General features: G+C 72.5%; 20 protein-coding genes. 14 read left to right on the plus strand and 6 right to left on the minus strand.

The window, feature by feature from the left end; genetic code table 11:
* Nucleotides 1-53: 53 nt before the first annotated feature.
* Genes ACZ4WZ_RS00595 through ACZ4WZ_RS00610 form a run of 4 tightly spaced genes read left to right on the plus strand, consistent with a single transcriptional unit; the run spans nt 54 to nt 3,264 of the window.
* Complete coding sequence (locus ACZ4WZ_RS00595) at nt 54-266, plus strand: MbtH family protein (RefSeq protein ID WP_467883724.1); 213 nt, start codon at nt 54-56, stop codon at nt 264-266.
* Nucleotides 263-1,819, plus strand: coding sequence for an amino acid adenylation domain-containing protein (locus ACZ4WZ_RS00600; protein WP_467883725.1), 1,557 nt, complete (start codon nt 263-265; stop codon nt 1,817-1,819). The genes ACZ4WZ_RS00595 and ACZ4WZ_RS00600 overlap by 4 nt, the downstream gene beginning before the upstream one ends.
* A 9-nt stretch (nt 1,820-1,828) precedes the next feature.
* Nucleotides 1,829-2,053 (plus strand): acyl carrier protein, encoded by a 225-nt coding sequence (locus ACZ4WZ_RS00605; protein ID WP_401256227.1) that lies wholly within the window; start codon nt 1,829-1,831, stop codon nt 2,051-2,053.
* A complete protein-coding gene (locus tag ACZ4WZ_RS00610; RefSeq protein ID WP_467883726.1) occupies nt 2,050-3,264 on the plus strand; it encodes an argininosuccinate synthase-related protein in 1,215 nt (404 codons plus the stop codon). The genes ACZ4WZ_RS00605 and ACZ4WZ_RS00610 overlap by 4 nt, the downstream gene beginning before the upstream one ends.
* Before the next feature lie 132 nt (nt 3,265-3,396).
* Here ACZ4WZ_RS00610 and ACZ4WZ_RS00615 read toward each other — a convergent pair whose 3' ends face one another.
* From ACZ4WZ_RS00615 to ACZ4WZ_RS00630, 4 genes are all read right to left on the minus strand, one after another.
* Nucleotides 3,397-3,873, minus strand: a complete 477-nt coding sequence (locus ACZ4WZ_RS00615) for a cupin domain-containing protein (RefSeq protein ID WP_467883727.1) — start codon at nt 3,871-3,873, stop codon at nt 3,397-3,399.
* A gap of 346 nt (nt 3,874-4,219) precedes the next feature.
* Nucleotides 4,220-4,666, minus strand: a complete 447-nt coding sequence (locus ACZ4WZ_RS00620) for a hypothetical protein (protein ID WP_467883728.1) — start codon at nt 4,664-4,666, stop codon at nt 4,220-4,222.
* A complete protein-coding gene (locus ACZ4WZ_RS00625; protein WP_467883729.1) occupies nt 4,654-5,100 on the minus strand; it encodes a hypothetical protein in 447 nt (148 codons plus the stop codon). The genes ACZ4WZ_RS00620 and ACZ4WZ_RS00625 overlap by 13 nt, the downstream gene beginning before the upstream one ends.
* Nucleotides 5,101-5,601: 501 nt before the next feature.
* Nucleotides 5,602-5,991, minus strand: coding sequence for a hypothetical protein (locus ACZ4WZ_RS00630; RefSeq protein ID WP_467883730.1), 390 nt, complete (start codon nt 5,989-5,991; stop codon nt 5,602-5,604).
* A gap of 268 nt (nt 5,992-6,259) precedes the next feature.
* Here ACZ4WZ_RS00630 and ACZ4WZ_RS00635 point away from each other — a divergent pair, with 268 nt between their 5' ends.
* The 6 genes from ACZ4WZ_RS00635 to ACZ4WZ_RS00660 all read left to right on the plus strand — a co-directional run bounded on the left by ACZ4WZ_RS00635 (nt 6,260) and on the right by ACZ4WZ_RS00660 (nt 12,741).
* On the plus strand, nt 6,260-6,388 hold the full coding sequence (locus ACZ4WZ_RS00635; protein ID WP_467883731.1) for a hypothetical protein: 129 nt from the start codon (nt 6,260-6,262) through the stop codon (nt 6,386-6,388).
* Between the two features lie 595 nt (nt 6,389-6,983).
* Nucleotides 6,984-8,339, plus strand: coding sequence for an MFS transporter (locus ACZ4WZ_RS00640; RefSeq protein ID WP_467883732.1), 1,356 nt, complete (start codon nt 6,984-6,986; stop codon nt 8,337-8,339).
* Between the two features lie 16 nt (nt 8,340-8,355).
* Nucleotides 8,356-10,257 carry a helix-turn-helix domain-containing protein gene (locus tag ACZ4WZ_RS00645; RefSeq protein ID WP_467883733.1) on the plus strand — a complete coding sequence of 634 codons (1,902 nt, stop codon included), beginning with the start codon at nt 8,356-8,358 and terminating at the stop codon, nt 10,255-10,257.
* A gap of 86 nt (nt 10,258-10,343) precedes the next feature.
* Entirely contained in the window at nt 10,344-11,288 is a 945-nt protein-coding gene (locus tag ACZ4WZ_RS00650) for an ABC transporter ATP-binding protein (protein WP_467883734.1), read from the plus strand.
* Complete coding sequence (locus ACZ4WZ_RS00655) at nt 11,285-12,271, plus strand: ABC transporter permease (protein ID WP_467883735.1); 987 nt, start codon at nt 11,285-11,287, stop codon at nt 12,269-12,271. Before ACZ4WZ_RS00650 ends, ACZ4WZ_RS00655 begins: the two co-directional genes overlap by 4 nt.
* Nucleotides 12,272-12,351: 80 nt before the next feature.
* Complete coding sequence (locus ACZ4WZ_RS00660) at nt 12,352-12,741, plus strand: GntR family transcriptional regulator (RefSeq protein WP_467883736.1); 390 nt, start codon at nt 12,352-12,354, stop codon at nt 12,739-12,741.
* Here the strand turns inward: ACZ4WZ_RS00660 and ACZ4WZ_RS00665 are convergent.
* On the minus strand, nt 12,723-13,817 hold the full coding sequence (locus ACZ4WZ_RS00665; RefSeq protein ID WP_467884188.1) for an MFS transporter: 1,095 nt from the start codon (nt 13,815-13,817) through the stop codon (nt 12,723-12,725). The two genes, ACZ4WZ_RS00660 and ACZ4WZ_RS00665, sit on opposite strands and share 19 nt — an antisense overlap.
* Before the next feature lie 189 nt (nt 13,818-14,006).
* On the opposite strand from ACZ4WZ_RS00665, the gene ACZ4WZ_RS00670 reads away from it, so the two are divergent.
* Nucleotides 14,007-14,762 (plus strand): DeoR/GlpR family DNA-binding transcription regulator, encoded by a 756-nt coding sequence (locus ACZ4WZ_RS00670; RefSeq protein WP_467883737.1) that lies wholly within the window; start codon nt 14,007-14,009, stop codon nt 14,760-14,762.
* A gap of 5 nt (nt 14,763-14,767) precedes the next feature.
* Nucleotides 14,768-15,400, plus strand: a complete 633-nt coding sequence (locus ACZ4WZ_RS00675) for an HAD family hydrolase (RefSeq protein WP_467883738.1) — start codon at nt 14,768-14,770, stop codon at nt 15,398-15,400.
* 314 nt (nt 15,401-15,714) lie between these two features.
* Here the strand turns inward: ACZ4WZ_RS00675 and ACZ4WZ_RS00680 are convergent, their stop codons facing one another.
* Nucleotides 15,715-16,452 carry an SOS response-associated peptidase gene (locus tag ACZ4WZ_RS00680; RefSeq protein ID WP_467883739.1) on the minus strand — a complete coding sequence of 246 codons (738 nt, stop codon included), beginning with the start codon at nt 16,450-16,452 and terminating at the stop codon, nt 15,715-15,717.
* A 129-nt stretch (nt 16,453-16,581) separates the two neighbouring features.
* Here ACZ4WZ_RS00680 and ACZ4WZ_RS00685 point away from each other — a divergent pair, with 129 nt between their 5' ends.
* Nucleotides 16,582-16,833, plus strand: a complete 252-nt coding sequence (locus ACZ4WZ_RS00685; RefSeq protein WP_467883740.1) for a hypothetical protein — start codon at nt 16,582-16,584, stop codon at nt 16,831-16,833.
* 205 nt (nt 16,834-17,038) lie between these two features.
* Nucleotides 17,039-17,536 carry a hypothetical protein gene (locus ACZ4WZ_RS00690; RefSeq protein WP_467883741.1) on the plus strand — a complete coding sequence of 166 codons (498 nt, stop codon included), beginning with the start codon at nt 17,039-17,041 and terminating at the stop codon, nt 17,534-17,536.
* The last annotated feature ends 89 nt before the right edge of the window (nt 17,537-17,625 follow it).

Here is a 17,625-nt window from a genome sequence, read left to right on the forward strand (position 1 = left end):
CTGGACGCGATGGGACGCGTCCGGGACCGCACTTTCACAGAGGAGATCGAGGTATGAATCCATTCGACGACCAGGACGGGGAGTTCCTGGCACTGGTCAACGACGAGGGCCAGTACTCGCTGTGGCCGGCCTTCGCCGAGGTCCCGCCGGGCTGGTCGGTCGCGGCGCACCGCGGCAGCCGGCAGTCCTGCTTGGAGCACATCGAGAACCAGTGGACCGACATGCGCCCGGTGAGCGCCCGCGGCACGGGAACGGCGGACCGGTGATCCTCTCAGGTCCCCGGTCTCCGCGCCGCACCTCTCCCTTCGCCCACCGGGCCTTCGAGGCCCACGCGGCCCGCCACCCCGACGCGACGGCGGTCACCGACGCGACGGGCCGGTACACGTACGGGGAACTCAACGCGCGCGCGAACCGGTTCGCTCACGCCCTCACCTCCCGCGGTATCGGCCCGGGCTCGCTGGTCGGGGTGTGTCTGCACCGCTCGGTCGACTTGATGGTCGCCATCCTGGGGGTGCTCAAGTCGGGTGCGGCCTACGTGCCGCTCGACCCGACGTACCCCGCGGAGCGGCTGCGCCTGAACGTCGCCCAGCTGCCCGCCATGGCCCATGTGGTGGCCTCGGAGGACACGCGCCGACTGGTGGACCACGGCGGTGGCGAGGTCCTCGTCCCGGACGCCGTCATGGCCGGGTCCCACGACCGCGCGCCGGAGGGCGATCCTCGTCCCGACCTCGCCCCGGACGCTCCGTGCTACGTCGTGTTCACCTCTGGATCGACCGGTACGCCGAAGGCGGCGGCCATCCGGCACGAGGGCTGGTTCAACCTGCTGGAGTCGCTGGCCGCGTCGTACGGGCTCGGTGCGGAGTCCTCCAACCTGGCCGTCAGCTCATTCGGGTTCGACATCACCCAGCGCAGCCTGATGATGCCCCTGTTCACCGGCGCCACCCTGCACTTGCTGCCCAGCCGCAGATTCGACGCGCTGCTCGCCCGCCGGCTCATCCGCGAGTTCGGTGTGCGCACGCTGCACTGCGCTCCCAGCACCCTCTACCTGCTGGTCGAGGAGGACGACGAGGCCCGGGCGGTTTCCCCCTTGGAATCCCTGCGGCTGCTGCTCTGCGGGGGCGAGGCACTGTCGCCGGGACGAATCTCCTCCTGGGCGCGCGGCCCGGGCCACCGCTGTCGTCTGGTCAACCTGTACGGAGTCGCCGAGTGCAGCGACGTGGCAACGGCGCACGAACTGCACGACTGGGAGCGGTACATGACCGACGGCGTGCCGGCGGGGCTTCCGCTCGCCAATACCGACGTGTACGTCCTGGACGGTGATCTGGCGCCGGTGGCACGGGGCGCGACCGGCGAGATATGCGTGGCAGGACGCGGTGTCGGTGCCGGGTACCTCAACGCCGACCCGGAGAGCCAGAAGCGGTTCACCCGCCTGGACACGTCCCGCGGATCCGTCGAGCTGTATCGCACCGGGGACCTCGGACGGGTCTCCCCCGATGGTGAGCTGCTCTTCGTCGGGCGGGTGGACTCCCAGGTCAAGGTGCGGGGCATGCGCGTCGACCTGGGGGACGTCGAGACGGCGCTGCGGACGCTGCCCGACGTCGCCGACGCCGCGGCCGTCACCACCGGCGGGGGCGAGCTGATCGCATACGTCGTACCGGCGCCCACAAGACGGCTCGACGGCCGGCTCGTGCGGATCGCACTCCGGGCTTCCGTCCCGGACCACATGGTCCCGCAGCACATCGTCCCGGTGCCGGCGTTCCCCCTCAGCCCCAATGGAAAAGTCGACCGGACGGCTCTGACCCGTCTGGCACACAGTTGAGGAACTCTCTTGATCACTGAGCAGATGCACCACATTTGGGCCGAGGTCCTGGGCCTGGACGACTTCTCCGACGACGACGACTTCTTCGTGCTGGGCGGGCACTCCCTGCTGATGGTGCGCATGCAGGCGCTCATCAAGCAGCACCTCGGCGTCGAGGTGCCGATGGACGAGCTCTTCGAGCGGCCGACGGTGGCAGGGGTCTGCGCCTATCTGGAGAGCGGAGCGTCCCTGTGACGCCGCCTTCCGCCGCCTCTCCCCTGGTCCGGTCCTTCCGGGACATCACCGCGTCGATCCGGTCGGCGCCCGGGCGTCCGGTCGTCACCCTGTTCAGCGGTGGGCTCGACAGCACCTACCTGCTGCACCGGCTGCGGTTGGCGGGCGCCTCGAACGTGCACGCCGTCAGCGTCGGCCTCGACGTGGACGAGCGGCACGACGCCAAGGAGCAGATCGCGGCCAAGCTGGGCGCCACCCTGCACGTGGTCGACGCACGGGAGCGGTTCGCGACCGAGTTCGTCCGGCCCGCCATCGCCGCGCAAGCGGTGTACCTCGGCACGCATCCCATCAGCTCCTCGCTCAGCCGGCCCCTGATCGCGGCGGAAGCGGTGGGGGTGGCCGACCGGCTCGGTGCGGGGCTGCTGCTGCACACGGCAAACCGCTCGCAGAACACCCTCCGGCGACTCAACGGCGCCCTGGACCTGCTCGGCTGGCCCGGCCGCTACGGCAGCCCGTACGACCTGGACCCGGTGGACCGCGCGCAGAAGATCCAGGAACTGAAGGAGGCGGGGGTCGACGAGTTGGACGGCCGAACCGTGAGCGGCGACTCCAACCTGTGGTGCCGGGAGTTCGAGTCCGGCCTCCTGGACGATCCGGAATCGCACGCGGTACCGGAGGAGTTGTACCGCTGGAGCAGACGTCCCGACGCGCGTGCCACCGGCGTGGACATGGTGGAGGTGGCGTTCCGGGCGGGAGTTCCCGTGGCGCTCGACGGTAGGGCGCTCCCGCTCAGCAAGCTGATCACCGAGCTGAACGCGCGCGTGGGCCGCTACGGCATGGGCCGCTACAGCGGCCTGGAGCACCTCGACCACGGGGAGAAGGTGCTGGAGATCCGCGAAATGCCGGCGGCCTGGCTGCTGCTGCGCGGCTACCGGCTCCTGGAGAACGCCGTGCTGGACGCGGAGACGCTGCGGGAGAAGATGCCCCTCGAGCAGCTCTGGGTCCGCGAGGCCCTGGAGGGCCGCTGGTACGGAGAACTCCGGGCCGCCGTACAGGCGTTCATCGATGTGTGCGCACGCGACGTCACGGGGTCGGTGCGCTGGCGGCTCGCGCCTGGTTCGGCGGAGACCCGCTCGATCGTCGCCGAGCGCCCCCGCTACCTGCGGGACCGGGAGTCGTGGGAGCGCCGGTCGATCGCGGCGGAGGTCGCGTCACACCGGCTCGCGATCTGAGCGACCGCTACGGGCGCCGGGCAGCAGCTAGGGACCCTGCCGGAACCGACAACTCCGGCAGGGCTCCGCCGCATTCGAAGCCCCAGGTCGGCGACCTGGGGCTGGTTTGTTTCCCTGGGCCCCCGCTGGTGGTCAGGCCTGCTCGTCCGCGGGGCGGTGGGTGGGCTGGACCGACCAGGTCGGGGGTTCGTCGTTGCCCGAGTCCTCGTCGCTTTCCGCGTCGGCGAAGGTTGCGTGGATCTTGCCCGGGGCGTGGTGAACCGGGGCGTAGACGGCGTAGAGCTGCATGGGCTCGTCGCCGATGTTGGTGACGTTGTGCCACGTGCCGGCGGGTACGAAGACCGCCCAGCCGTCCTCGACCTCCTGGTCGAAGTCGAGGCGGTCCTTCGCGCTGCCCATCTGAACGCGGCCGCGGCCCGCGTCGAGCCGGAGGAACTGGTCGGTCCCCGGGTGTGCCTCCAGGCCGATGTCCTCGCCCACCGGGATCGACATCAGGGTCAGCTGGAGGTACTTCCCGGACCAGGCGACCGAGCGGTAGTCGGTGTTCTCCAGCGTCGCCTGCTCGAGGTCGAAACTCTGAGGTTCGGGCCCGATGTCCTTGATGGTCATGCTTCTCTCCCGGTCGACGGAGGTGGTACGCGTTCGGGCGCAGGTTGTGCGCCGGGCCAACCCTTCCAGACTCACCGGGGTGTTACGGCCCGACACCAGTGACACTCGAGCCGGGCGGTCACGGGCGCCAGGAGCCGGGGCAGCCGCGCCCTCGCCGCGCAGCCGGGCGAGGGCCACGCAGGAGTCGACGGTCCGGGCGGGCAGGTCCAGCCCGGTCATCACCTCGCGGGGAGACCGTGGAGAACTGGCTCTACCCACTTCGCCGGTCACCCCGGTAGCGCCCGCGCCATCGTCAAGAGCCGCCATCAGTTCGCAGGACGAGGGTGATCCCACCCCGGTCCGTCGGTCATGGGTAGCGCCTCGGTTCGCCGGGGCGCTCGAAGTAGAAGCCCCGCGGCCCTTCGGGTTCCGGGGCCCCGTCACACAGGCAGGACCGGCCCCCGCCTTGCATCAGAGCGCTGCCGTCAAGGAGGGGTTTGCCGTCGAAGCGCCGCCCTACAGAGCCGAACAGGTGCGTACCGCGGCTGAGCCGCATCAGCCCCGCGACCACGCGCCGCGGTGGGACGGGCAGTCCGCCCGACACCAGCGGGACAAGCAGGAACAGGTTCCTCTTCTCCCGTGCGCTCGGGCCGGTCCACAGCGCGACGATGACGGCCGCGTCGTCCGGCTCGGGAACACACCCGCGGACGTAGTACGGCCTGGCAATGGGAGTGTCCGTGTAGTGCCAGAGGGCTTCGGAGACGGCACGCTGCGCGTGCGCAAGGCAGCCCTCGGAGCAGGTCAGTTGACCCATGACGGGCATTTCCGCATCCCCCGGCAGTAGGCCGTGATGACTCCGACCTTCCCCTTCGCCCCGGGCGCTTCGTACCTGCCGTCGTCCGTGGTCTTGGCGTAGCGGACCTTGACCACGAAGTCGACCTGGCGGCCGTTCTTGATGGCCGATCCCCAGTACTCGAGGTTGCGCTGCTGGTCGGACAGCTTGTCGGGCTTGCCGTTGAGGGCGGCGTTGATGAGCCTGCAGCTCGTGATGCCGTGCGGCCGGGAGAAGTGCTGCCACCCGAGCTCGGAGTTTCCCGTCCGCGTGGGGATGCGACGGCTGTCCCAATCCGTCTGCGCGCACCTCTCCGTCGTATCCCAGGACTCGTGCGGAGTGCCGGCCGGAGCGACGCCCAGCAGTGCCGCGGTCGCCACCAGCACGGCCGCCCGCTGCAAAGAAGCAGTGATCATCCGCCAAGAATCCGGCCTCCCCGCCGATGCGCACATGGGCCGCGAGCACATTCACCCGAATGCTTTCCGGGCCGTCGATTCAGGGCCGTCCGGTGCCCGTGCGGCCCCGGCGAGCGCGCCGGGCGACACCGGCGGGAACCGCGTCCCGGTGATCGGTCAGCCGGGGCAGGCCGACGCGGACCCTGCCCGCACCGTGATCCAGTCACCGCCCAGCAACTTCGCGAGGACCGAATCCTCGAGGAGGCCGCCTTCACCGGCGCTGACCCGCAGCACCTATGCGCGGTCTTCAACATCACTCCGGAGACCGGACTCCGCTACACCCGCTTCTTCCACCCCGACGCCACGGACAGCGACGACGTATCCGGCTGCACCATGGAGACCTCGTGACCGACCACCACGCTCACCTGCTCGCCGCCATCGTCGAGCTCGGCGGCGAGCCGGAGTTCCCAGCTACCCGTAACGGGCGCTTCAGGGGTGCGGTCATTCCAGAAGGCTGCGCGGTCAGCGCCGGCCGCCGCCGATGCGGCGGTCGTCGGCCAGTGCGGTAAGCGGGCCGAACTCGCGGGCAAGCTGGTTCCAGGTCAGAACCTCGCCACAGCGGTCCGGGAACTCCTTCGGGTTGAACTCGGGCATGGTCCAGGTGCCAGTGCCCCGGTCCCGCAGCCACAGGTCCCCGTCACCGTCGACCACAGTCGGCGGGACCGGTACGGGCTCGGCCTGATCGGTGGGATCCCAGGTGACCCGGCCCGGGTGGGAAACGCGGCGCAGCTGGGTGGTGGCCAGCCGCGCGGCCAAGTCACGGGTGGACTCTTCGGCGTCCTTGACCGACGCGAGTCGGTATGCGTCGTCAAGTACGGGCAGGGCTGGATTCTTGCTGCGCTTTGAACTCATACGCTGACTACCTCCGGTGGGGGGCGTCACATCCGTTATGGCACCCCGTAGAGGAACACGGTATCCGAGGCGGAAGCCGGGCCGGCTAGTACCACTGTCCAGGTGAAGGCGCTGGCACACCGGGCGGTGGGGCTAGGTGGCGAGCTGGTCCTGTGGCGCAACCCGTGGTGGTAGCGCTCAGTGCCTGTCTGAACACGGAGCATCGCTGCGCGGCAGGGCCGCCAGTCCTGCTCCTTCGTCCCGGCGGGGGCCGAAAAGGAAGTATCCGATGATCCCGATGGGGCTGGCGGTGTTCGCCCACGGCGGGCCCGGCAGCCCCCTCTCCTTCGCGATCGAAGAGATGTGCGAATCTGGGATTTACCGGGAGTCCGGCGCCGGATACGAGAAGGTCTGGTGACCACCTGCGAGCCGCTGCACCTTCGCCGTGCCCCGGCGACGGCCGGCCTTCGACATCCCCGTACGGCCGGCGAATGAGCCCACTCCCTGATGCCGACGCTCAAACGTCTCACTGCCCGCTGACGTCGGCGCCGCTTCCGGCGAGCCGACACTGCTCCCCCAGCGGTCCCTCGAGGGTCGAGAAGGGCCAGGGCAGCAGACCCGGGACCGACTGGCCATCGCCGTCAACACGCGTCGTGAACGCACAGCCGACGCGATCGGAACACCTCCGCTGGCGCACCTGTCGGTCGCCCTCACACGACAAGGCCGCGGACTCGATCCGCGCCGAATGTCGGAGCTCAACGCTGTGTAGTCAGCGCCGAACCAGCACGGGAGTCAGCACCGGCCCCCTGAAACAGGCGGAGTTCTGCACATCCGACACGATACGGAGGGACTTCCTCCGGTGGTGGAAATGAGCCAGCGGTGGTCGTGTGGTGATGCGGCACACAAGCTGGCCTGTGATTGTGATGGCCCGCCACATATGCCGCTGACCTGGGGACTTCTACGTTGTGGCCACACCCGACGTCCCCGCAGACCCCCCCCTGGAAGTGGTGCACATGGCCTCCCCCGCAGCGAGCAGAACGAGCCCGTCCGGCATACGCAGGATCGTCGCCGCCAGCCTCATCGGGACCACCATCGAGTGGTACGACTTCTTCCTCTACGGATCCGCCGCCGCCCTCGTGTTCAACACGTTGTTCTTTCCGGCCAGCGATCCCCTCGTCGGCACCCTGCTCGCGTTCCTCACCTACGCCGTCGGCTTCGCGGCGAGGCCGCTCGGCGGGGTGGTGTTCGGGCACTACGGCGACCGGATCGGGCGCAAGCGGCTGCTCGTGGTGAGCCTGTTGCTGATGGGCGGGGCCACCTTCGCGATCGGGTTGCTGCCGACGCACGCCACGGTGGGCGGCGCCGCGCCCGTGCTGCTGACGCTGCTGCGGCTGGTGCAGGGCTTCGCGCTCGGGGGTGAGTGGGGCGGGGCGGTGCTGCTGGTCGCCGAGCACGGGGACGACCGGAACCGGGGTTTCTGGGCGTCCTGGCCGCAGGCCGGTGCGCCCGGCGGGAACCTGCTCGCCACCGGGGTGCTGGCGCTGCTGGCCGCCGTCCAGTCGGACGAGGCGTTCCTGGCCTGGGGGTGGCGGGTGCCCTTCCTGCTGTCGGGGGTGCTGGTGCTCGTGGGGCTGTGGATCCGGGTCTCGGTGTCGGAGTCGCCGGCGTTCCTGGAGGCGCGGGCCAGGGCCGAGGCCGAGGAGGCGGCGGGGGCCCGGCACGCGGCGCCGGTGGTCGAGGTGCTGCGTTCGGGCCGGCGCGGAGTGCTCACGGCGATCGGCGTGCGGCTGGGGGAGAACGTCTCGTACTACGTGCTGACGGCCTTCCTGCTGGTCTACGTCACCGTCCACCTGCACCTCCCCAAGGGCGACGCCCTGAACGCCGTGCTCATCGGCTCGGCGGTGCACTTCGTGACCATCCCGCTCTGGGGCGCTCTGTCGGACCGGATCGGCCGCCGCGCCGTGACCCTCGTGGGTTCGGTCGGCATGGCGGGCTGGGCGTTCGCGTTCTTCGCCCTGCTGGACTCGCGGTCCTTCCCGGTGATCGCCGTCGCGGTCACCGCCGGGCTGCTGCTGCACGGCGCGATGTACGGGCCGCAGGCGGCGTTCATCTCGGAGATGTTCGACACCCGCGTGCGCTATTCGGGGGCCTCCATGGGCTCCCAGGTGGCCTCGATCATCGGCGGCGCGCTGGCCCCGGTCATCGCCGTGGAACTCCTCAAGGAGTACGGGTCCTCCGTGCCGGTCTCCGTCTACCTCTGCGCGGCCGCGCTGATCACCACGGTGACCGCCCTGGTCGCCCGCGAGACCCGTGGCCGCAGCCTCGACCGGCCCGTCAGGACGGCCCCGCCCGTCCCCGTCAAGGGCTGAGGGGGCGGGCGCCCGTATGCTCACCACCGTGACGGAAGGCATACGGGAGCTGCTCGGCCTGCTGGCCCAGGGGGCGCCGGCGGAGGAGTTCGCGCGGCCCTCGGCGGCGGCGCGGGCCGCCGGCGCCTCCGAGGCGGAACTGGCCGCCCTCGACGAGGCGACGGAGGTGGCGCTGGAGGTCCACCGGACCCTGGGCCGGCACCGGACCCGGGAGGCGGAGCTGACCGCGCTGTTCGACACCGCCGGGGACCTGGCCGCGCTGCGCGACCTGGACGCGGTGCTGCGGGCGATCACGCACCGGGCCAAGCAGTTGCTGCACACCGACGTCACGTACCTGTCGCTGATCGACGAGACGGCGGGCGACACCTTCATGCGGGTGACGGACGGCTCGGTGTCGGCGGCGTTCCAGCAGCTGCGCCTCGGCATGGGCGAGGGGCTCGGCGGTCTCGTCGCCCAGACGGCCCGCCCGTACGCCACCGGGGACTACCAGCGCGATCCGCGCTTCCAGCACACCGGGCCCATCGACAGCGCCGTCGGCGAGGAGGACCTGCACGCCATCCTGGGTGTCCCGCTGCGCCTGGGCCCGACGGTGATCGGGGTGCTCTTCGCCGCCGACCGCAGCCCGCGCGAGTTCAGCCCGCGCGAGGTGGCGCTGCTGTCCTCGCTCGCCGATCACGCCGCCGTCGCCATCGACGGGGCGCGGCTGCTGGAGGAGACGCGCCGGGCCCTGGCCGAACTGGGCGCCGCGTCCCGCACCATCCAGGAGAACAGCGACGCGCTGCGCCGGGCCGAGCAGGCGCACGACCGGCTCACCGGTCTGGTCCTGCGCGGCGGGGACGTCGGCGAGGTGGCGGCCGCGATCGGTGCGCTGCTGGAGGGCGGCACCCTGATCCACGACCCCGACGGCACGGAGCTGGCCCGCGCGCGGACCGGGCCCTGTCCCCCGCCGGCCGGGGCCGTGGCCGCCTCGCGGTCTGGCGGCCGGGCCGTCGCGGAGGGCGGTACCTGGGTGTGCGCCGTGCTGGCGGGTCCCGAACTCCTGGGCAGCATCACCCTGACCGGCCGCCCCGGCCTGGACGAGGCCGGACGGCGCCTGTTCGAGCGGGCGGCGACGGTCACGGCCCTGCTGCTGCTCCTGAGCCGGTCCGTGGCGCAGACCGAGGACCGGATACGGGGGGAGCTGCTCGGGGACCTGCTGAGCCCCTCCGCCGATCCGGTCGGCCTGACGGTGCGCGCCCGTCGTCTGGGGGTGGAACTGACCCGGCCGCACGCCCTGTTCGTCCTGCACAGCGAGACCGCTCCCCGGCCCCGTCTGCTCACGGCCGCCGCGCACCACGCCCGCGAGCGCCGGGGCCTGGCCGGGGTCCACCACGACCACGCCGTACTGCTGGCCCCGTCGGAGGCCACCGGAGCGGACGCCGCCCGGCTCGCCTCGGCGCTCGGCCGGAGCGTGGGCGCGCCCGTCACGGTGGGTGCGGCGCGGGCGGGCGGCGGTCCGGCGGGGCTGCCCGCCGCGCACGCGGAGGCGCTGCGCTGTCTGTCGACGCTGCGCGCCCTGGGGCGTGCCGGGGACGGGAGCACGCTGGCCGACCTGGGGTTCCTGGGTGTACTGCTGGGTGACCGCCCGGACCTGTCTGGCTTCGTACGGACCGTGCTGGGGCCGGTCCTGGACTACGACGCCCAGCGCGGCAGCGAGCTCGTGCACACGCTGCGGGTCTATTTCGCGGCGGGTATGAGCCAGGCGAGGGCGAAGGAGGTCCTGCACGTCCACGTGAACACCGTGGTGCAGCGCCTGGAGCGGATCGGCCGTCTCCTCGGCCCGGACTGGCAGTCCCCCGACCGCTCCCTGGAGCTCCAACTGGCCCTGCGCCTGCACCAGGTGTCGGCGCCGACGGCTCCCGGGCCGGCTTCCTCCTGATCGCCGCGGCAACCGTTTGACAGAGCCCCACCCCCACTCCATGATTCCATTACTCATCTAGTGGATTCACTGAAAAGGGGGAGCCCGTGCGGAGCACGACCACTTCCGGCGCGGCCGACGGCCGATGGGCCCTGGAGGCGCGCGGGCTGGGCAAGAAGTACCGGCGGGGCTGGGCGCTGCGGGACTGCTCCTTCCGGATACCCGCGGGCCGCATCACGGCCCTGGTGGGCCCGAACGGCGCGGGCAAGAGCACCCTGCTGAGCCTGGCGGCCGGCCTCGCGCAGCCGTCGGCCGGTGACCTGAGGATCTTCGGGAGGCTCGCGGGCTCCCCCGCGTCCATGCCCCTGTGGGCCTACCTCGCGCAGGACAAGCCGCTGTTCAAGCGGTTCACGGTGGCACAGACCCTGCGGCTGGGCCGGGAGCTCAATCCGGCCTGGGACCAGGCGCTGGCCGAGCGCATCGTCCGCGCGGGAATGGTCCCGCCCGACGCCCGGGTGGGGGACCTGTCGGGCGGCCAGCGCACCCGGGTCGCCTTCGCGCTCGCCTTCGGCAAGCGGCCCGACGTCCTGCTGCTGGACGAGCCGATGGCCGATCTGGATCCGGTGGCCCGGGACGAGATGGCCGCCCTGCTGCTGTCGGAGGCGGCCGAGCACGGGACCACCGTACTGATGTCGTCCCACCTGCTGAGCGAGATCGAGCCGATGTGCGACTACGTACTCGTACTCGCCGACGGCCGCGTCCGGATGGCCGGGGAGACCGACGAACTGGTCCCCATGCACACCCTGGTCACCGGCGTGAGCACGGACGCCGGGCTGCCCGCCTCCCTGAACGACCACACCGTCATCGAAGCGCGCACCTCCGGGCGCCACTTCACCGCGCTGGTGCGGCGCGAGGGCCCGCTGGACGACGCGTGGCAGCGGGCGGAGCCGAGCATGGAGGAAGTGCTGCTCGCCTACCTCCGCTCGCCCGGGGCCCCCGCGCTGCTCTCCCCCACGGCCGCCCCCCTGCACCGAGAGGAGTCCGCCGTATGAGCGCTCCCACCGAGGGCCTCACCCGCCCGGACACCGCACCCGCCCGCCCCCGACGGCTGCGCGGGCTCGCCTGGCTCCTGGCGCGCCAGCACCGCACCGCCCTGATCACCTGCGCCGCCCTGACGGTCCTCGGCTCGGCCTGGATCCTGTACCAGCGCGCCGCCATGCTGGACACCCTGCACGCCACCGGCTGGCCCGTCGCGTCCCCGCACGCCCTCGACAGCGCCGTCCACAACCGGGCCGCCAACGAACTCGACTCCTTCGGCAGCACGCTCGGATTCCTGCCCGTGCTGTTCGGCGTCCTCCTCGGCGCCCCGCTGATCTCCGCCGACCGGGAGCACGGGACGGCGCGGCTGGTCGCCACCCAGTCCGTCCCGCGCAGCCGCTGGCTGCTGTGGAAGCTGTGCTCGGCCCTGGCGCTGGCGGCGGTCCCGACGGGGATCCTGAGCCTCCTCTACTGGTGGTGGTGGCGCTCCGCCGGGCCCCTCGCCCCCGAGGACTGGCTGAACGGGCCGGTGTTCGGCGCCACCGGCCCCGTCCTGGTGTCCTCGGCCCTGTTCTGCACCTCGCTCGGCATCACGATCGGGGCCATGGCCCGCCGGTCCCTGCCGGCCATGGTGGCGACCTTCTTCACCTCGTCCGTCGCCCTGTTCGCGGCCGGGCTGCTCAGGGAGCGGCTCGCCACGCCGCGGACGCTCGCCTATCCGCTGGGCTCCGCCCAGCCGGCCGCGCTCGACCACGTCGTGCAGGTGGACCAGTGGATCGGCACCGCCTCCGGGAGGCTCTACGGCTGGGGCACGTGCGTGCACGACAGCTCGCCCGAGGGCTGCCGGGCCTCCCTGGGCATCGTCAACTCGGTCTGGGAATACTTCGGCACCGACCAGATGGCGGGCATGCAGTGGACCGCGGCGGGGATCTTCCTGGGGCTGAGCGCCCTCCTCGTGGGCGCGTTCCTGCGCCGGGCCCGGCACTCGGCGCTCTGACCCGGGCCACTCCAGCCGGACACCGCCTAGGCTGAAACGTCACCCGTGAAGGATCGAGAAGCAGCAAGGAGGCGGGCACGGTGGTCGTGTTTCGCATCGAACGCCGCAGCGGCCTGCCCGCCTACCTCCAGATCGTGCAGCAGGTGGAGCAGGCCCTGCGGATGGGGGCGCTGGCCGAGGGCGACAAGCTGCCGACGGCGGCCCAGGTCGCGGCCTCCACGAAGGTCAACCCCAACACCACGCTCAAGGCCTACCGCGAGCTGGAGCGGTCCGGTCTGGTGGAGGTGCGCCAGGGCTCCGGCACCTTCATCACCCGCTCGCTGGCCACCCCGCAGACGGCGCCGGAGTCCCCGCTGCGCACCGGTCTCGGGGAGTGGATGCGCGAGGCGCGCGAGCAGGGCATGAGCGCCCGCGACGTGTCGACGCTCTTCGCCGCGGTGCTCGGCGAGCACTACCCGCCCGCCCCCTGACCCTCCGGCCGGAGGGCGCCGGCGGCGAGTGCGGCGAAGGCGCAGCAGGCCACCGGCAGCAGCAGGGCCGGCCCGAGCGGTACGAGCCGGGTCAGCGGACCGATCACCGCGGGGCCGGCGAGCATGCCCAGGTAACCGAGGCCCGCGACGCGGGAGACGTTGACCCCGGCCGCCTCCGGGTCGGCGCGGCCCGCGGCGCTGAAGAGCTGCGGGACGCAGCCCGAGAGGCCGGCGCCGAAGAGCGTCCAGCCGGCCAGGGCCGCCGGGACGCCGGGTGCGACGACGGCCAGGGCCAGGCCGGCGCCGGCGAGGGCGGCCCCGTAGCGCAGGACCGCGACGGGGCCGGTGCGGGCCGTCAGGCGGTCGGCGAGGAACCGCCCGGCGGTCATGGCGGTGGCGAAGGCCCCGTACGCCAGCGCGGCGGTGGCGGGCGACGCGCCGAGGGAGTCCTCGAGGTGGAGGGCGCTCCAGTCGTTGGCGACGCCCTCGCAGAGCATCAGCAGGAAGGCGAGCACGGCGAGCATCCGCACGCGCGGGGAGGTCCGGCCGGCGGGGCGCCGCTCCGGGCGCCCGGCCCGCCCGGAGTCGCGCCCCAGCAGGGCGGGGGCGGCCAGGAGCGCGAGGACGACGCCGAGGAGGGCGGTGGCCCCGAGGGTGGCGGCGGCCGGCAGCCCGCGGCCCAGGGCGAGGGCGCCGGCCAGGGCGGCGAGGGCTCCGCCGACGGAGAAGACGGCGTGGAAGGCCGCCATGACGGGGCGTCCGTATCCGTGTTCGACCTGGACGGCGTGGGCGTTCATGCCGACGTCGAGGCAGCCGTTGCCGAAGCCGAGCAGCAGCAGCGCCGCGCCCAGGGTCCGCGCGTCGCCGGCCAGCGCGGGCGGCACCAGCGCGGCGGCGCACAGGACCGCGCCGACGGGGACGGCCGTACGGGCGCCGAAGCGGTCGGCGAGCGGTCCGGCCACCCGCATGCCGGCGAAGGCACCGGCCCCGAGGAGGAGCAGGAGCCAGCCCAGGAGGGCGTGGTCGACGCCGGTGCGCTGCTGCACCACCGGGATGTGCACGATCCACATGCCCATGACGAAGCCGTTGAGGGCGAAGTAGGCGAAGGTGACCCGCCGGGCCTTGCGCAGGCGTACGGACGGGGGCGGCGCGTGGGGGCCTCGGAGTCCTCGAGGCGGTATGAGTGACTGCATGCGATCGAACATAACAAACACGAATCATGTGCGGAACTTGCCTTTCGAACATTCTGGTTGTTCAATTCGGGTATGAGTGCAGACCGTCTGAGACAGATCACCGACGCCGTCCGCGCGAGCGGCAGCCGCAGCGTCACGGAGCTCGCGCAGCTCACCGGCGCCTCCGAGATGACCGTCCGCCGCGATCTGGAGGTCCTCGCCGGGCAAGGGCTGCTCGAGCGCTACCGGGGCGGGGCGCGGAGCCTGCTGCTGCGCGGGGAGGAGCCGCCCTTCCCGCTGCGCGCCCGGGACGGGCTGGAGGCCAAGCGGCGCATCGCCGCCGAGGTCTCGGCCCTGCTGGCGGACGGGGAGTCGGTCGTCCTGGACAGCGGCACCACCTGCCTGGAGGTGGCCCGCGCCCTGCACCACCGCCGGCTGACCGTCATGCCGCTGTCCCTGCACGCCGCCAACGCCCTCGCCGACGCGCCGCACATGACGCTGCTGCTGCCGGGCGGGGCGCCGCGCAAGGGCGAGCTCGCCCTCACCGGGCCGCTGACCGAGGCCTCCCTCGCCGCCCTGCGCTTCGACACCGCCGTCATCGGCTGCTGCGGCCTGAGCGCGGAACACGGCCTGACCGCCTACGACCTGGCGGATGCCGCCGTCAAGCGCGCCGCGATCGGCTCCGCGCGCCGCGTGATCGCCGTCACCGAGGCGGCGAAGCTCTCGCGCACCGCCCTCGCGCACGTGCTGCCCGCCTCCGCGCTGCACGCCGTGGTCACCGACCAGGAGGCGCCGCAGGACGAGACCGACGCGCTGACTGCGGCAGGCGTCACCGTACGGAAGGTGTGAGGGCCTTGGACGAGATCCTGCTGTTCGACATGTTCGGCGTCATCGCCCGTCACCAGTCACCGGCCGGCAGGGAACGCCTGGCCGAGGCGGCCGGTGTGTCCGGGGACGCGTTCTGGGAGGCCTACTGGGCGCTGCGGCCGCCCTACGACAGCGGAGGGGTGAACGGACCGCGGTACTGGCACCTGGTGGCCGAAGCCCTCGGCACCCGCTTCGGTCCGGAGCGGGTCACCGCGCTCGTGGAGGCCGACATCGCGAGCTGGAGCGCCGTGGACGCTGAGATGGTGGAGCTGATCGGGGAACTGGCCGCCGCCGGGCGGCGGATCGCGCTCCTGTCGAACATCCCGGAGGAACTCGCCGTCCACTACGAGCGCCACCACCCCTGGCTCTCCCACTTCGAGGCGCTGGGCCTGTCCTGCCGGATCGGCCACGCCAAACCGGCGGCCGGCGCGTACGCCTGGTGCCTGCGGGCGCTGGACGCGGCCCCGGGCCGGATCCTGTTCGTCGACGACCGGCAGGAGAACGTCGACGCCGCCCTCGCCCTCGGCATGCGGGGCCACCGCTTCACCTCCGCGGCCGCCCTGCGCCGGGTACTCGGACCGGAGGCGGGCACCCCGCGCGCGGCGGGCGGGCACGGCTGAGGACGCGGGCCTGTAGCCGGTCTAGAGCAGGCGGCCGTGCCGACCGACGCGGGCGCCGTCTCGGCGAAGCCGAACTTCGCGTAGAGGTGCCGGGCGTCGCCGTCGGCGATCAGGGACACGTACGTGCCTGCGGCACGCGCCGTTCCAGCTCGGCGGAGAGTACTCGACGCTCTTGGCGCCGAGCCCGGTCTCGCCGCGCAGCCGGCGGTAGGTTGCTACGTCCGGAACACCAGGGCGTATCCCGTAGGCGGTGTTCTCCGTACCGATGGCCATGTGCGCCGTGCCCGTCTGTAGGGGTGGAAGGGGATCCGGCGTCAGGACGGCCGGGCCTCCTCGAGGAGTTCGGGGCCGTTGTTGCGCACGTTGTTGACCGCCGTGGACACCGCACGGACCTCCAGGCGCCCTTCGGCCGGGGTGGCGAGGAGGGCGCGCAGGGCGTCGGGGTCCTCGTGGGCGGGGTCGAGCCAGGCGTCGTAGTCGGCGGGCGCCAGGGCCAGCGGCATCCGGGGGTGGACGCGGCCCGCGGCGTCGGTGGCCTCGGTGGTGATGACGGTGCAGGTCGCCCACCAGGCGGCCGGGTCGTCCCGGTCGGTGACGGACGGGTCGCGCCAGAACTCGTACAGGCCGGCCATCGCCATCACGGTGCCGTCCTGCGGGCTGATGAAGTACGGCTGCTTGTACGCCTTCGCGGACCCGGCGGCCGGGACGGACCGCCATTCGTAGAAGCCGTCGGCGGGCAGCAGGCAGCGGCGCTTGGCGAAGGCCCGGCGGTAGGCCGGCTTCTCGCCGACCGTCTCCACCCGGGCGTTGATCATCTTGGCCGCGCCACCCGGGTCCTTCGACCAGGACGGCACCAGCCCCCACCGCAGCGCCCTCAGCCGCCGTTCGAGGACCCCGCTCTCCCGGTCGGCGCGCTCCAGCACCGCCCACACCGCATCCGTCGGGGCGACGTTCCAGCTGGGCGGCAGCTCGGGCCCGGAAGGGGGCCCGGGGACGTGGAAGAGGCCCGACAGGTCCTCGGGACCGCGGGTGGAGACGTATCGGCCGCACATGTCCCCCAGCCTGCCACGCGCCACACCCGTCCGCGCCGAAGCCGTGCGCAACACCGGCCGGGACGCGCGCGTACCCGAAGGCGTCCGCGTCCGGATGCGCCGGTGGCGGCCCGGCTCCAGGGTGGAGGCATGGAGCACGCGCCGATCGTCGTCCACCGGATCTCCCCCTCGGGCGGCCGCCGGGTCACCCTGCGCGTCCAGGACCGCGACGCGCCCCTCGGCACCGCGCACACCGACGCCGACGTGATCGAGTTCCTGCGCCGCGCGGAGGTCCCGGACCCCGACGAGGTGGTGCTCGGCGGCGCGCCCTCGCTGATCGAGTGGCAGGGGGACGCCCCGCACGTCTACGAGGCCGAGCCGATGGACACGGACATCCCCTGACGCTCCCCTCGCCCGCTCCTCCCCGGACCTCCATCTCCGCTTCAGCGCGTCCCCGTTCCCCGGGTCACCCCCGGCCGGGGCCGCATTCCGGCCAATTCGTGAAGTGCACATGACATTTCAAGACCGCTGTGACACATTCCGTGGCGCACTCCGCACCGCCCTCGCACCACACCCCCACAAGGACGTGTCACAGAGGAGCGACATGATGCACCGTGCGAAACTCGCCGTCGCCGCACTGGCCCTCGCGGCCACGGCCGGCAGTGTCACGAGCGCCGCCGCCTTCGGCACCACCGCCGAGCAGAAGGTCGACGGCGTCATCGTCGTCGCGGGCAACACCTGTACCTGGACCAACGCCCGCACCAGCGCCAATCCCCCCAGCGCCCTGACCGTCGACCGCACCACCATCAACAGGCCCGGCGGAAACCTCACCTGCGACGGCGGCATCACCGCCACCCTGAACAACAACCCGGCCTTCACCTTCGACGCCGCCGGGACCACCGCCCGTACCGACCTGATCGACATCACCGGGCAGCAGAGCTTCGTGTCCTGCCGCTACAAGGCCACGAACATCCTGTGGGGCCTCGACGCGGCGACCGGCAAGTACGTCAACCAGGCCTTCACGGCCACCAAGGTCTCGGGCAGCTTCCTGTGTCCGGGATCCGTGACCACCGCGGCCGGCGGCGCGTCCATGCTCTTCCACTGACCGGAACCGGACCACCGGCGCGGGGGGGGGGGGGGGGGCGGCGGGGGGGGGGGGGGGGGGGGCCTGCGTCTCCCCCCTCACCGGCCCGC

It is taken from the genome of Streptomyces sp. NPDC029122, from assembly GCF_055569445.1.